Annotated in this window: 12 protein-coding genes and 1 pseudogene; 9 read left to right on the top strand and 4 right to left on the bottom strand. The window is 71.6% G+C overall.

Going from position 1 to position 13,252, the window contains the following annotated elements; genetic code table 11:
* Nucleotides 1-318: 318 nt before the first annotated feature.
* The 5 genes from KDL01_RS01345 to KDL01_RS01325 all read left to right on the top strand — a co-directional run bounded on the left by KDL01_RS01345 (nucleotide 319) and on the right by KDL01_RS01325 (nucleotide 6,312).
* Nucleotides 319-1,785 (top strand): MFS transporter, encoded by a 1,467-nt coding sequence (locus KDL01_RS01345; protein WP_212526415.1) that lies wholly within the window; start codon nucleotides 319-321, stop codon nucleotides 1,783-1,785.
* Between the two features lie 7 nt (nucleotides 1,786-1,792).
* On the top strand, nucleotides 1,793-3,016 hold the full coding sequence (locus KDL01_RS01340; protein ID WP_212526414.1) for an acyl-CoA dehydrogenase family protein: 1,224 nt from the start codon (nucleotides 1,793-1,795) through the stop codon (nucleotides 3,014-3,016).
* 32 nt (nucleotides 3,017-3,048) lie between these two features.
* Entirely contained in the window at nucleotides 3,049-4,134 is a 1,086-nt protein-coding gene (locus KDL01_RS01335; protein ID WP_212526413.1) for a hypothetical protein, read from the top strand.
* A 106-nt stretch (nucleotides 4,135-4,240) separates the two neighbouring features.
* Nucleotides 4,241-5,050, top strand: a complete 810-nt coding sequence (locus tag KDL01_RS01330; RefSeq protein ID WP_246575778.1) for an alpha/beta fold hydrolase — start codon at nucleotides 4,241-4,243, stop codon at nucleotides 5,048-5,050.
* On the top strand, nucleotides 5,047-6,312 hold the full coding sequence (locus KDL01_RS01325; protein WP_307846008.1) for a PP2C family protein-serine/threonine phosphatase: 1,266 nt from the start codon (nucleotides 5,047-5,049) through the stop codon (nucleotides 6,310-6,312). The genes KDL01_RS01330 and KDL01_RS01325 overlap by 4 nt, the downstream gene beginning before the upstream one ends.
* Before the next feature lie 31 nt (nucleotides 6,313-6,343).
* Here KDL01_RS01325 and KDL01_RS01320 read toward each other — a convergent pair whose 3' ends face one another.
* Nucleotides 6,344-7,012, bottom strand: coding sequence for a DUF1345 domain-containing protein (locus KDL01_RS01320; protein WP_212526412.1), 669 nt, complete (start codon nucleotides 7,010-7,012; stop codon nucleotides 6,344-6,346).
* Between the two features lie 182 nt (nucleotides 7,013-7,194).
* Between KDL01_RS01320 and KDL01_RS01315 the strand changes: the two genes are divergently transcribed.
* Nucleotides 7,195-7,557: an ATP-binding protein gene (locus tag KDL01_RS01315; protein ID WP_212526411.1), complete on the top strand. Its 363-nt coding sequence runs from the start codon at nucleotides 7,195-7,197 to the stop codon at nucleotides 7,555-7,557.
* A 75-nt stretch (nucleotides 7,558-7,632) separates the two neighbouring features.
* Here KDL01_RS01315 and KDL01_RS01310 read toward each other — a convergent pair whose 3' ends face one another.
* The gene (locus KDL01_RS01310; protein ID WP_212526410.1) at nucleotides 7,633-8,799 is read right to left on the bottom strand and encodes a glycoside hydrolase family 11 protein; all 1,167 of its coding nucleotides are present in this window, start codon (nucleotides 8,797-8,799) and stop codon (nucleotides 7,633-7,635) included.
* Between the two features lie 504 nt (nucleotides 8,800-9,303).
* On the opposite strand from KDL01_RS01310, the gene KDL01_RS01305 reads away from it, so the two are divergent.
* Both KDL01_RS01305 and KDL01_RS42935 read left to right on the top strand, forming a co-directional pair.
* On the top strand, nucleotides 9,304-9,876 hold the full coding sequence (locus KDL01_RS01305; protein WP_212526409.1) for an ArsR/SmtB family transcription factor: 573 nt from the start codon (nucleotides 9,304-9,306) through the stop codon (nucleotides 9,874-9,876).
* On the top strand, nucleotides 9,873-11,159 hold the full coding sequence (locus KDL01_RS42935; protein WP_307846007.1) for an MFS transporter: 1,287 nt from the start codon (nucleotides 9,873-9,875) through the stop codon (nucleotides 11,157-11,159). The genes KDL01_RS01305 and KDL01_RS42935 overlap by 4 nt, the downstream gene beginning before the upstream one ends.
* Nucleotides 11,160-11,188: 29 nt before the next feature.
* Here the strand turns inward: KDL01_RS42935 and KDL01_RS01300 are convergent.
* A pseudogene (locus KDL01_RS01300) lies at nucleotides 11,189-12,124 on the bottom strand (LacI family DNA-binding transcriptional regulator); the annotation flags it as partial.
* 152 nt (nucleotides 12,125-12,276) lie between these two features.
* Here KDL01_RS01300 and KDL01_RS01295 point away from each other — a divergent pair.
* Nucleotides 12,277-12,792: a GyrI-like domain-containing protein gene (locus tag KDL01_RS01295; RefSeq protein ID WP_212526407.1), complete on the top strand. Its 516-nt coding sequence runs from the start codon at nucleotides 12,277-12,279 to the stop codon at nucleotides 12,790-12,792.
* A 20-nt stretch (nucleotides 12,793-12,812) separates the two neighbouring features.
* Here KDL01_RS01295 and KDL01_RS01290 read toward each other — a convergent pair whose 3' ends face one another.
* Complete coding sequence (locus KDL01_RS01290) at nucleotides 12,813-13,238, bottom strand: MmcQ/YjbR family DNA-binding protein (RefSeq protein WP_212526406.1); 426 nt, start codon at nucleotides 13,236-13,238, stop codon at nucleotides 12,813-12,815.
* Nucleotides 13,239-13,252 lie beyond the last annotated feature (14 nt).

Raw genomic sequence — 13,252 nt, 5'->3', positions numbered from 1 at the left:
CTCCTGCCGGGACGGGGTAAGGGGGACGGCGCATCGACGTGCGACGGCCTCGCCGACAGCTTGGCCCTCGCCCCTTGACATGTCCCCGACCGGCCGGGGGATTGGGAGATTTCTGCCATGCCGACGGCCGCCGCTGCACATTTCCCTCAGTCCTCGACCGGATAGGGCGGTCCGCGGCACCGTGTCTGCACGGATCGATCGTGCGAGACCGGCCGTATGGAAGGAATCTCCGATCTGAGCGGTCCCGCTGGAGTCCGCAGCGCGCGTTCGCCACGCTGTCCCCGGACATCACGGCGAGCGCGGAGGGAGGTGTGCGCCGTGCCCGAGACTTCACCGGGCTCTGCGTACCGGTGGCGGTGGATCGCCGTCGCCGCACTGCTGATCGGCCAGGCCATGGACCTGCTCGACGCGACGATCGTGCAGATCGCCGCGCCCACCATCCACGGCGGGCTCGGCGGCGGCGCCGCGGACCTGAAGTGGTTCACCGGCGCCTACACGCTGCCGTTCTCGCTGCTGCTGATCACCGGTGGGCGGCTCGGCGACATCGTCGGGCGCCGCCGGATGTTCGTGTTCGGCGTCGTCGGCTTCCTGCTGGCCTCGCTCGCCTGCGCCTTCGCGCCCTCGGCGGCCGCGCTGATCGCCTTCCGCGCCCTGCAGGGCACGGCGGCGGCCGCGGCGATGCCGCAGACGATCGGGCTGATGCGCGCCATGTTCCGCGGACCGGAACTGGGCAGGGCGCTGGCGAGCATCGGCCCCGTCATGGGCCTGGCCGGAGTCTGCGGGCCGCTGCTCGGCGGCGTGCTGGTCCACGCCGACCTCTTCGGCTCCTCATGGCGCGCCGTGTTCCTCGTCAACGCGCCGCTCTCGCTGGTCGTGCTGGGCCTGGCCTCGCTGCTGCCGGAGGACCGCGCCCCGCGCCGCCCCGGCCTCGACCCGCTGGGCGTGCTCGCGGCCGTCGCCGGCATCGCGCTGATCGTCTACCCGCTCAACGAGATCTCCTCGGGGTGGCCGACGGCCCGGGAGTGGTCGATGATCGCGGCCGGCCTGGTCGTGCTCACCGCGCTGACCCTGCGGCTGCGCCGCGCGGCTCGGGCCGGTCGCAGCGTGCTGATCGAGCCGAGCCTGTTCGCCAACCGGCGCTTCACCGCGGCGCTGGTGACGTCGATGTTCTTCTTCGCGGTGACCACCGGCCTTTCACTCGTGGTCGTCATGCAGATGCAGCTCGGTCTCGGCCGCACCGTGCTGACCACCGGCCTCACCCTCGTCCCGTCCTCGCTCGCCGTGGCCGCGGGGTCCTGGCTCGGCGGCAGCCGCCCGCGCGGGAGCGGACGCGGCGTCATGCTCTCCGGTGTCGGCACGCTGCTGGCCGGCGTGCTCGGCGTCATCGCGGTCTACCGCACCGCCGCGCCGCACGGCTATCCGACCCCGCTGCTCGGCGCCGTCACGGTGGAGGGGTTCGGCGTCGGGCTGTTCTGCTCCTCCTTCTTCGCCACCGCGCTCAGCTCCCTGCGACCGCAGCAGATCGGCTCCGCCGCCGGACTGCTCAACGCGGTCCAGCAACTCGGCGCCACCCTCGGCGTCGCCGTGCTCGGCAGCGTGTACCTCGGCCTCGCCGGACACACCCCGGCCGCCTCGCTGCACGCCGGCCAGGCCGCGTTCTGGGTCGGCGGCGCGATGCTGGCCCCCGTCGTCCTCGGCACCGCCCTGCTCACCGCGCCGGCGCCGTCCGGCGCCGCGATCGAGCCCGCAGGCTCCCCCAGCCGTCCCGCCCCAGTGGAAAGGTAGCGACGAGATGACCACGACCGACGTGCTCACACAGCGCGCATCCGCGAGCGCCGAGCAGAGCGCCGACACAGCGGACCACGGCGAGCTCGTCCTGCGGGCCGCGGCCTTGCGGGAGTGTCTGGGCGAGCTGGCCCCGCGCAGCGACGCGGAACGCCGGCTGCCGCGGGAGAACCTCGCCGCGCTGCGCGAGGCCGGGCTGCTGCGCCTGTTCACCCCGGCCCGGTGGGGCGGACACGAGATCGGCTTCCGCACCTACCTCGAGGTGATCTCCGAGCTCGGCCGGGGATGCTGCTCGAGCGCCTGGGTCACCGGCGTGCTCAACGCGGGCAACCTCATCGTCGCGTCGTTCGGCGAGAAGGCGCAGGCCGAGGTGTGGTCCGGCAGCCCCGACGCGACCACCGCGTTCTTCCTCGGCCGTCCCACCGCGCCGGTCGAGCGCACGACGGACGGCGTGGTGCTCACCGGCAGCTGGCCCTACTTCTCCGGGAGCCTGCACAGCGACTGGATGATCGTCGTGGTCGCCGCCGGTGCCGCCGCCGGCGAGCCCGGCCCGCACCTGGCGCTCATCCCGGCGACGCAGGTGAACATCGAGGACACGTGGCAGATGGGCGGGATGCGCGGGACCGGCAGCAACACCGTGCTGGCCGAGAGCGTGTTCGTACCCGAACACCGGCTGCTGCCGTTCGAGTGCTTCGTCGAGGGAACGCCGAACGCTCCGGAGGTGTGGCGACGCAAGGGGCTGGCCGGCCTGTCGGTGGGCCTGCTCGGCGCGCTCATCGGCGGCGTGGACACGGCCCTGGACTTCGTGCTCGAACGCGGCGCGCACCGCCCGGTCGCCGCCACCACGTACAAGAACCAGACGGCTTCGCCGAGCTTCCGCCTCGACCTCGCCGACGCGGCGACCCGGCTGGACACGGCGAAGCTGCACGCCCGGCGGATCGCCGAGGACGCGGACGCCCTGGTGGCGACCCAGGCCGAGCCGAGCGCGCGCGATCGGGCCCGTTCCCGGATGGACGCCGCGTACGTCGCCCGCAACTGCCGCGAGGCGATCGAGATCCTGATGACCGCCCACGGTTCGTCCGCCTTCGCCGAAGCCAGCCCGCTGCAACGGATCTGGCGCGACGTGAACGTGGGCAGCCGGCACGCGGCCTTCGGCATGGGGATCCCGCAGCAGGTGTACGGCAGCGCCCTGGTCGAGGACGACCCGCGGCGCATCAGCTTCCTGGACTGACGGCCGATCTATCAGAGGACGAAGGTGAACCCATGATCCACGATGACGCGGTGACGGTCTCCGTCGCCGTGATGACCCACCCGCGGCGGCTCGCGGCGGCCGAGCGACTCGCCGCGCACCATCCGGAGCTCGGCCTGGAGATCGTGGTGGATCCCGAGCCGGAGAGCGGTACCAGCCTCAGCGCCGCCCTCGCGGCCTGGTCGCGCGCCGACCCGACGGCGACCCACCACCTCGTGCTGCAGGACGACGTCATCCTGTGCGAGAACTTCGCCGAGCAGCTGCTGTACGCGGTCCGGTCCCACCCGGCCGCCGCGATCAGCCTGTTCGCCGAATGGGGCTCGCGCTCGGCGACGACGGTGCGGCTCGCGGCCGTCCGCGGCCAGAACGCCGCACTCGCCGCGGACCCGTTCACCCCGACTCAGGCGCTGGTGCTGCCGACCGAGTGGGCGGCGAAGTTCGCGGCCGAGAGCGTCGGCGAACACGGCCCCGACGACGTGGTGATGCGGCGATTCCTGGGCACCCACAAGGTGCCGAGCATCGTCACCGCGCCCAACCTCGTCGACCACGACGACCGCCCGAGCCTCACCGGCAACGGCTTCCAGGGGCCGCGCCGTTCCGTGTGGTTCGCCGCCCACGCGGATCTTCGCGCCGGCGCCGGGGGCATCGCAGGGGACGATCTCGATCAGCTGCCGCACGTGGACTGGTGGCGACTGGTCGCCGAGTGGTTCCGCTGCGATCCCGCGTCCGAGCCGGGATGGTTCGGCGCGCCGCTGGCCGAGCGGCTGCCGCCCGAACTGTCCGCCGAGGTGCTGCACGCCCGCTACACCGAGGACCTGCGCCGGATCGATCGCGACGGCGCGCTGCGCGAGACCCTGACCGACATCGTGCTCTTCGAGCTGTGGCGCGGCTACTTCGCCCTCGGGCTCGGCGCGCACACCGATCCGGACCTGGTCGCCGAGCGGCTTTCGGCTCCGGGCCGCAGCGCCCTCGCGACGGCCTTTCCCGGCGCGCTCCGCCGCTGCCTCGCCCCCGAAACGCTCGACCGTCTCACCCCCGCGGGCACCGAACTCGTCATCGCCGCAGTCCTGAGCGCGGTTCGCGATACGACAGCTTCCTGACAACGGCCGCCGCCGAGCCGGGTCTCGGCGACCCCGGTTCTGCGTGTGCGACCTGACCAGACCCGCCGGGGATGCGCAGCGCGTCCTGCGTGCGAGGATATTGCGTATGGATGTGATCGACAGGAACAACGTCACGGTGACCGGTCGATCCGATGGTCCGACGCTGCTGCTCGCACACGGGTTCGGCTGTGACCAGAACCTGTGGCGCCTGGTGCTGCCGACTCTCGCCGAGCGCTTCCGGGTGGTCCTGTTCGACTACGTCGGCTCCGGCCGTGCCGACCCGGCCGCCTGGGACCCGGAGCGCTACTCCTCGCTGGACGGGTACGCCGAGGACGTCCTGGAGGTCTGCGCCGAGCTCGACCTGACGGACGCGGTGTTCGTGGGCCACTCGGTCAGCGCGATGGTCGGAGTGCTGGCCGCGGCCCGCGAGCCGGAGCGCTTCGGCAAGCTGGTGATGCTCGCCCCCTCTCCCCGCTACATCGACGACCCGGCCGACGGCTACGTCGGCGGCTTCACCGCCGAGGACATCGACGAGCTGCTCGCCTCGCTCGACTCCAACTATCTGGGCTGGTCGGCGGCCATGGCGCCGGTGATCATGGGCAATCCCGAGCGTCCCGAGCTCGGGCAGGAGCTGACCAACAGCTTCTGCGCCACCGATCCGGCGATGGCCGCGGTCTTCGCCCGCACCACGTTCCTGTCCGACACCCGGGCCGAGCTCGCCTCGGTCACCGTGCCCACGCTCGTGCTGGACTGCACGACGGACGTGATCGCGCCTCCGGAGGTCGGCGCGTTCGTGCACGCCGCCGTTCCCGGCAGCCGCCTGGTGACCCTGCCGGCGACCGGGCACTGCCCGCAGCTGAGCGCGCCCGAGGCGACCGCCGAGCAGATCGTGGCGTTCGCCGGAGCCCCTCGGTGAGTTCCACCGGAGGCAAGGACGTGGACGAGGCGGAGTCGGCGCAGTTCGCCGGGCTCCTGGAAGACAGCCTGGAGGACCTCTACGACAACGCGCCGTGCGGGTACCTCTCGACGCTGATGGACGGCCGCATCGCCAAGGTCAACGCCACCTTGCTGGAGTGGCTCGGCTACTCCGCCGAACAGCTGGTCGGCCGCCGCCGCTTCGCCGACCTGCTGACCGTCGGCGGCAAGCTCTACCACGAGACGCACTTCGCCCCGCTGCTCTCGATGCAGCACCACGTCTCCGGGATCGCCCTGGAGCTCAAGGGCGCCGACGGCCGCCGGCTGCCGGTCCTGGTCACCTCGACCGTCAAGACCGGCACGCAGGGACAGCCGGTGCTGATCCGCACCACGCTCTTCGACGCCCGCGACCGGCGCACCTACGAGAACGAGCTCCTGCGCGCCCGCCAGGAGGCGGAGGCGGCCGGCATCGAAGCCGAACAGGCCCGCCGAACCGCCGAAGCCGAACGCGCCAGGCTCCAGCAGGTCGTCTCCATCCTGCGCACCAGCCTGCTGCCGCCGGACCTGCCGCGCGTTCCCGGCCTGCAGGCGGCCGCGTACTACCACCCGGCCTCGGTCGACGAGATCGGCGGCGACTTCTACGACCTGTTCCCCCTCGGCGGCGGCCGATGGGGATTCTTCCTCGGCGATGTGTGCGGCAAGGGCCCGAAGGCCGCGGCGGTGACCTCGCTGGTCCGCTACACCCTGCGCGCCGCGTTCCTGGTCGATCCCGACCCCGAACGCGCCCTCGCCACGCTCGACGCCGCCGTGCGCGAGCGCTACACGGGTCCGGACGCCACCTACTGCACCGCGATCGCCGGCACCGTGACGCGCGACGGCGAGGCGCACACGGTCACGCTGGCCAGCGGCGGTCACCCGCCTGCCCTACTGCTGCGCGCGGACCGCACCGCGCACTTCCTGACGACCTCCGGCGGCCAACTCGTCGGCGCGCTGGCCGATCCCCGCTTCGTCCGCGCGACCACGGTGCTCGGTCCCGGCGAGACGCTGCTGCTCTACACCGACGGGCTGACCGAAGCGCGCACCAAGGCCGGCCCCCGCTACAGCGAGGAGAACCTGCGCACCTTCGCCGCCTCCCTCGCCCCGGTCGGCGCCCACGCCCTCATCGATGCCCTCACCGATCTGCTCGAGCGCTTCGGCGACGGCCTCGAGGACGACACCGCCCTGCTCGCCCTCGGTATGTCATCACATCCTGATATGGGATGATCGGCTTCCATCGGCTCGGCCTGTCCGGGCGTCACTTGGCGAGTCCGGCCACGAGGTTGACCGAGGTCGCGATGATGACCGTGCCCAGGGGGAAGGAGATCAGGGCGTGGCGCAGCGCGGCGCGCCGGACCGCCTTGGTCTGCAGGTCGGTGTCGGAGACCTGGAAGGTCATGCCGATCGTGAAGGCCAGGTAGGCGAAGTCGGTGTACTGCGGCCTGTCGTCCTCGTTGAAGTCGATGCCGCCGACGGGGTCCTGATAGTAGAGGCGCGCGTATTTCAGCGTGAACACGGTGTGGACCAGGATCCAGGACGTGATCACCGACGCGACGGCGAGGGCGGCCTGGACGTACTTGGTGGCGCCGCTCTGGCCGCCGGCGTCGAACAGGACGAGGCCGACGGCGATCAGGCTCACGATCGACGCGCCGAGCACGACCACGTCGGCCAGGTCGCGCCCCGGGCTCTCGGTGTTGGCGTGAGCGGCCGTGGCGGGCGCGTCCATGTGCCAGACGGACGCCCACATCCAGAGGCAGTAGATCACCGCGAAGGTACCCCACCCGATCAACGGCGCCTCCCGGCCGGTACCGAGCACCGCGGCGGCCGAGCCCGCGGCGATCCCGGCCGCGCAGCACGAGAGCAGCTTGGTACGGGCCGAGGTGAAGGCGCGCGGGTCGGGGTCCGCTCCGGCGGGTTCGTTGTCCATGGACACACCGTATTCGACCTCGACGGGGCCGCCCTGCGTGCGACGGCGCGTTGCGGGCACTGGGAGCTGACCCGGATTCACACAGACGGCTGGAGAAGGTGGGACTTCGCATGGATGCGCATGAGGGCGCGTGCCCCCACGGGCGTCACGCCGTGTACCGACTTGACGGTTCGGAAAGCTGCGTGTCCACGGCACGGGCCTGCACCCGTGCGTACCTGGAGCAGTGCGGGCGACCCGTCCCCGACGCGGCGGAGGGGGACGTGCTGGTGCTGGTGAGCGAGTTGGTGACCAACGCGGTGGTGCACGCGCCGGGCCCGTGCTCGCTGTATCTGGTCGAGGACGACACCGAGTTGACGATCGCGGTGAGCGACTCGAGCACGGCGCTTCCGCATCCGCGCTCCCCGGACGTCGAGCGCGGCGGCGGCTTCGGGTGGTTCCTGCTGCGCCGTCTGGCCCGGCGGATCGACGTCTACGTCCGCCCGCCCTTGGGCAAGACCGTGTGCGCCACCGTACGGATCTTCGCCTGCGCCGGCCTGGCCGCGTGAGGTTCGCCCGGTGACGCCCATGGTTCCCGACGGCCCGGGACGGGATCGCCCGGGCCGTCGAAAGCTGCTATTCGATCACTGGCCGAATACCAGGTAATTGATCTCCGTGGCTCCGGTGCTGGTGATGTAGACGGTCTGCGTCCCGCTCGGCTTGGGATAGCAGGAGTTGGAGCTCAGGGTCCACGTGTCGTTTCCGCTCGGGTACACGGTGCACGCCGGGGAGGCCGTCGGGCTGCCGATCCGCACCTGGAGGTTGAGCCCTGCGGTCGGGTTCGCCACGCGGAACGAGACGTCGGCCGCACCCGACGAGCCGAACTGCACGCCGTTGAACGCGAGGTAGCTGCTGGCGCCGGAAAGGCTCACGACGGTGCCACCGTCGCCCGCCGCGGTGGTGACGCCGGATGCCGCATCGTAGGAGTCGGCAGCGATCTGCTGGTACGCGTTGCGGTTGCCACCCCCGCCACTGCTCGGCGAACCGGTCGGCGAGGCCGACGTGGTCGGCGTGGTCGGCGTGGCGGAGGGCGTGGCCGTGCTGCTCGCGCCTGAGGTGACGGTGATGTTGGAGCTGCCGCTGGACTGGTAGCCCTCGGTGGCCAGGATCTGGTAGTTCGGGGTGCCGAGGTTCAGGCCGAGTGCGGTCCAGGCGTTGAAGATGTTGGTGACGGTGATGGTGCCGCCGGTGCGCTTGGATTCGCGGATGGCCCAGTATTGGTTGAAGGTCGCGGTGCCCTGGATGGAGGGCTCGTTGGTGCGGGTGGTCTCGTAGAGGTCGTAGGTGCTGCCGTCGCTGTTGACCGAGCCGAGTTTGGTGGCTCCGGTGCTCGGGTTGTAGTCGCCGTAGTTGTCGACGATGTAGTACTCGACGAGCGGGTTGGTGGTCCATCCGTAGAGGGACAGGTAGCAGTTGCCGTTGCAGTTCCAGGAGCCGGAGTAGGTCACCGGGGAGGTCGTGCCCGGGTTCCAGCCGGTGCCGGCGACGACGTTGGTCGAAGCGGTGTTCCAGGTGAGGCTGTAGTTGCTGCCGGATCCCAGCGTCATCGTGGCGCCGCTGGCCTGCTCCCAGAACGAGTAGAAGTACCCGTTGTTGGTGCCGGTCGCGTTCGAGGTGACGGTGGTGTCGGCCTGGGCGGTGCCGGGCATCATCGCCGCGATCACGGCCAGTGCCGCGGTGCAGGCGAAGCTGGCGAGCAGCCCGAATCGGCCGCGTCTGCGGCCGGCCGGCTGGGTGGGGGCGTCGTTCATTGCGCGCGTTTCCTCCTCGTTGAGGACGGTGGGCGAATCCAGGCAGCACGAGATGGCACGGCGGGGCCCGTCAGCGTGCTCGGGACGGCCGCCGCGTCGGTGTCGTGCACGGCGAGAAGTTCGACCGGGCCGACGTGGGTGACGGCCGATGGGTGGTCGGTGAGGGCACCGACCACGGCGAAAGTATTGGTCGGGTGGGAGAGGGCTGTCAAGAAGTTTCGGAGATCTTTCGGAAACGATTTCGAAGTCAAGATCTACCAGAGCGCACATCATCCCTGGCAATGGCGATGCTGAAGCAATCAAGATCGAAATGAGTCCACTGATGTTGCGGAAGGCGGTGAGCTCGCGGACGGATGATCTCGAATGTTTCGATACAGTCCTCGATCGAGTCGCATCTGATCGTCGTGGCCGGAAAATCTGAAAAGCCCTTTCGCATCCCCGCCCGGCGTGGTTGACTCCACTCTGAAAGGCTCTTTCAGAGTTTTCGGCGCGGAGGAACGCACGATGGCCGAAGAGGTCCGGGTCCACATCGACGATCCGGAGGCGTTGGCGGCGCTGGCCCACCCGATGCGGACCAAGCTGCTCAACCACCTGATCTCCGCCGGGCCGGCCACCGCGTCGCAGGCGGCCCGGGCGGTGGGGGACACCCCGTCCAACAGCAGCTACCACCTGCGGACCCTGGCCAAGTTCGGCTGGGTGGCGGCGCAGGACTCGGCCGACGGGCGGGAGCGGCCGTGGCGGGCGCTGGTCACCGGATTCGACATCGACCTCGCCGCCGACCCGCGCAGCCCGGCCGGACGCAACGCCGCGGCGCTGGCGGCGCTGACCCTGCGACAGGCCCAGCAGGAGGCCCGCGAGGCCCTCACCCGATTCCCGGCACTGGAGCGGGCCTGGCAGGAGGCGACGTCGTTCAACGCCTACACCCTGCGGGTCACACCGGACGAACTCGCCGAGCTGACCAGGCGGATCGACGCGGTCCTGCGCCCCTACATCGCCGCCACCCGGGACGCGCGGCCCCCGGGCGCGGCCCTGGCCTCGGTCGCGTTCCAGGCCTTCCCACAGGGTCCTGAGACGTGAACGTCCTGCGCGCGCACCGGGATTTCCGCCGGCTGTGGGTGGCCGGCTTCATCTCCGACACCGGCGACTGGATGCTCCTGGTGGCGCTGCCGGTCCTGGTCTACCAGGCGACCGGCTCGACCCTCGGCACCGCCTTCGCCTTCCTCATCGAGCTGATACCCGTGCTCGCGGTGACGCCGTTCGCGGGCCGCCTGGCCGAACGCCGGAACCGGCCCGCGCTGCTCGTGGCGGTCTCGCTGATCCAGGCCGCGTTCCTGCTCCCGCTGCTCGCCGGGGCCCACCTGCCGATCCTCTACGGCGTGATCGCCACCCAGGCGGCGCTGGCCTGCGTCTTCGACACCACGAAGAACGCCCTGCTGCCCACCCTGGTCCCGGCGCGGGACCTGCTCACCGCGAACTCGCTGATCGGCCTGAACCAGAACCTCGGCCGCCTCCTCGGAGCCTCGCTCGGCGGCCTCGCCCTGGCCGGCGGGGGTGTGTGGACGATCGTCGTCGGCGACGCCGCCAGTTTCCTGCTGTGCGCGGCCCTGGTCCGCAATCCGCACCCCGCCCCGCCCGGCACGCCGCGATCGGAACCGGGCGCATCGGAACCGGGCCCATCGGAACAGGGCACTGCGACCGCGCGGGTGCGCACCGCCGAGCTGCTCGCGCGCCGACCGATCCGCGCGGGCCTGGCCGTGCTCGCCTTGACCGCCGTCGCGCAAGGGCTCTTCATCGTGCTGTTCGTGGTCTTCGTCGCGCGGACCCTGCACGGCACAGCGGCGGAGAACGGCGTGCTGCGCGGAGTCCAGGCGATCGGCGCCGTCACCGGCGGCCTCCTGCTCGCCCGGTCCGGGGGCACCCGGCCCGCCCGGCTGACCGGCTGGTCCTGCCTGCTGTTCGGCGTGATCGCGTTGACGGTCTGGAACCTCCCGCACGCCACTTCGTGGGAACCGGTCTACGTGGCCTTGTTCATCGCCATCGGCGTCCCGTCCGTGGGCATGGTCTCGGGGCTGACCTCCGCGCTCCAGCTGGCGACGGCGGAAGGCGAGCGCGGCCCGCTGTTCGCGCTGGTCGGGGCGGTGTTCTCGGCCGGGCAGGCCGCGGGCATGATCACGGCAGGCCTGCTGGGCGAGCGTATCGCCATCGGCTGGCTGCTCGACGCTCAGGGCGTGCTCTCCCTGCTCGGCGGAGCCGTCGCGCTGCGCTGGCTGTCGGACTCGGCCCCCGACCCCGCGCCCCGCGACAGGCGCGCCGGGCTGAAGTCGGGAGCGCTCTCCCGAAGGACCAGGTCGACGGGGTAGAAGCGGCGGAAGCCGAACTCGGGGTCGCCGTCCATGAGGATGCGGGTGGCGTCGGCGGCCATCTGCTCGACCGGCAGCCGCATCGTGGTCAGCGGCGGGTTGGCGCAGATCGCGGCGATACTGTCGTCGAACCCGACGACGGCCACGTCCTCGGGGACGCGGCGGCCGCCGGCCGTGATCGCCTGGACGGCCCCGGCGGCCATCAGATCACAGGCCACGAACATGGCGTCGATCTCGGGATGGCGCCGCAGCAGTTCCCGTGCGGCGTCGTGGCCGCCTTCCCGGTTGAATCCGCCCTCCGCGCTCAGCTCGGGGAGCCCGAAGTGCGCGATGGCGCTGCGGTACCCGTCGCGGCGTTGGGCGGCGCAGCTGTTGCCGACCGGTCCGTGGATCGCGGCGATGCGGCGTCGGCCGAGCCGGTGCAGGTGGGCGACGGCGATGCGTACCGCGGCGACGTTGTCGACCTCGAGCGCCGGGACCGCGGGGGCGGTCGGGACGAGGGAGATGACGCGTCGGCAGCGCAGGTAGTAGCGGGTGGCCAGTTCCGGGGTCACGTTGGCCAGCAGCGCTCCGACGGTGGCGTCGGCGGCCAGGGCGTCGATCGCCGCCGCGGCCCGGTCGGGGGTGAGGGAGTGGATGCGCAGCTGGGTGTCGGTGCCTTCGAGGGCTGACATCGCCCCGGCCAGCACGCGGCCGTAGTGCGGGTGGGCGCCGAGCCAGCCGGTGCAGGACTCCGTGACGATCACCTCGATGGTGCGGGTGCGGCCGGTGGCCAGGGCGCGTGCGATGGCGCTGGGCTGATAGCCGAGCTCGGCCGCGACCGCGTGCACCCGGGTGCGGATCGAGGGGGACGCGCCGGCCTCGTGGTTGATCACGCGCGAGACGGTGGCGGCCGAGACGCCGGCCGCGCGGGCCACGTCTCGGATGGTCGGCTTGCCACGCTGAACGCGAGCAGCTTGGTTCATGGGTCCCTCGATTCTCCTGACCGCCGCGCGGCTGCGCGTGCGGCGGTGGTGCACAATGATCCGACCCGACGGATCCGACGCTAGAAGCGAAAGCGGTTTCAGGTGAAGACTCGGCCGTCCGATCCCGAACCGCGTGAGAAGAGCAGCGAGCGATGTCCGAGCAGGCAGCCGAATCCACCGTCGAACCGACCATCGAAGACTGGCCCGAGCAGCCCTACCTCGCTGTGACCGGCATCGTCACCCTGGAGACGATCGGCACGGTCGCGCGGCGGGTGCCCGAACTGCTCGCCCACCTGGCCGCGCAGGGCATCGAGCCGGCCGGAGCACCGTTCCTGCGCTACCGCGTCATCGACATGTTCCGCCGCCTCGAGATCGAAGCGGGCATCCCGCTCGCCGCTCCCGTGCCCACCGACGGCGAACTGCACTGCGACGTGCTCTCGGCCGGACGCTACGTCACCCACACCTTCGTCGGCCGCCCCGAGGACCACATCCCCGTCATCGGCGCCATCTTCACCTGGGCCGAGGAGCGGAACCTGGCCTGGGACGTGGCGCCGGGCGAGGAGGGCGAGGTGTGGGGCGGGCGGCTGTCCATCGAGCTCTCCGGATCCGCGGTGGGGCCGGAGGTCAATGCCCTGACGACCAAGTTCGCCTTCCGCCTCGCGGATTGAGCCTCCGCGTACCGGCCGCTTCAGTCCCCTGATGACCCCGCGGCCTCGTGCCGGGCCAGCCACTCCTTCGCGAGCCGCTTCGGCGCGCGGCACGGCCAGGCCTCGACCAGGAGTTCGGAGAGCTCTGACTCAGGGATCGAAGGCAGCTTGACCAGGACGGCCTTGTAGCCGTCGAAGTGCGGGATGGTGAAGTAGATGTCCGGAGCGTCGGCCACCAGCGCCTCCTTCACGCCCAGATCGGGCACGCGCGCGGCCAGGATCGGGTCGGGCGGCACCGGCGCGCCCATCGACTCCAGTGCCTGCACGTCGGTGCGGCGTAGCGGACGCTCCCACGCGAACATCGCGTCGCGTACCCGCCACACCGGGCCGCCGACCTGCGTCCCGGAGCCCTCTGTCGTCTCCGGCAGCCGCGCCGCCAGCCGCCGTACGTCGTCCCACGTGGCCATGCGGCCACGCTAGC

Origin of the sequence: Actinospica durhamensis, from assembly GCF_018139695.1 — a bacterium.
GTDB lineage: Bacteria > Actinomycetota > Actinomycetes > Streptomycetales > Catenulisporaceae > Actinospica > Actinospica durhamensis.
Note: the sequence above shows the minus strand (reverse complement) of the source record. Positions and strands in the feature narration are given on the sequence as shown.

Bases quoted from the DNA above. Each gene is read 5' to 3' on its own strand.
- KDL01_RS01290 (WP_212526406.1), bottom strand. From the start codon at position 13,238: ATGGCCACGTGGGACGACGTACGGCGGCTGGCGGCGCGGCTGCCGGAG.
- KDL01_RS01295 (WP_212526407.1), top strand. From the start codon at position 12,277: ATGTCCGAGCAGGCAGCCGAATCCACCGTCGAACCGACCATCGAAGAC.
- KDL01_RS01310 (WP_212526410.1), bottom strand. From the start codon at position 8,799: ATGAACGACGCCCCCACCCAGCCGGCCGGCCGCAGACGCGGCCGATTC.
- KDL01_RS01320 (WP_212526412.1), bottom strand. From the start codon at position 7,012: ATGGACAACGAACCCGCCGGAGCGGACCCCGACCCGCGCGCCTTCACC.
- KDL01_RS01335 (WP_212526413.1), top strand. From the start codon at position 3,049: ATGATCCACGATGACGCGGTGACGGTCTCCGTCGCCGTGATGACCCAC.
- KDL01_RS01305 (WP_212526409.1), top strand. From the start codon at position 9,304: ATGGCCGAAGAGGTCCGGGTCCACATCGACGATCCGGAGGCGTTGGCG.
- KDL01_RS01340 (WP_212526414.1), top strand. From the start codon at position 1,793: ATGACCACGACCGACGTGCTCACACAGCGCGCATCCGCGAGCGCCGAG.
- KDL01_RS01330 (WP_246575778.1), top strand. From the start codon at position 4,241: ATGGATGTGATCGACAGGAACAACGTCACGGTGACCGGTCGATCCGAT.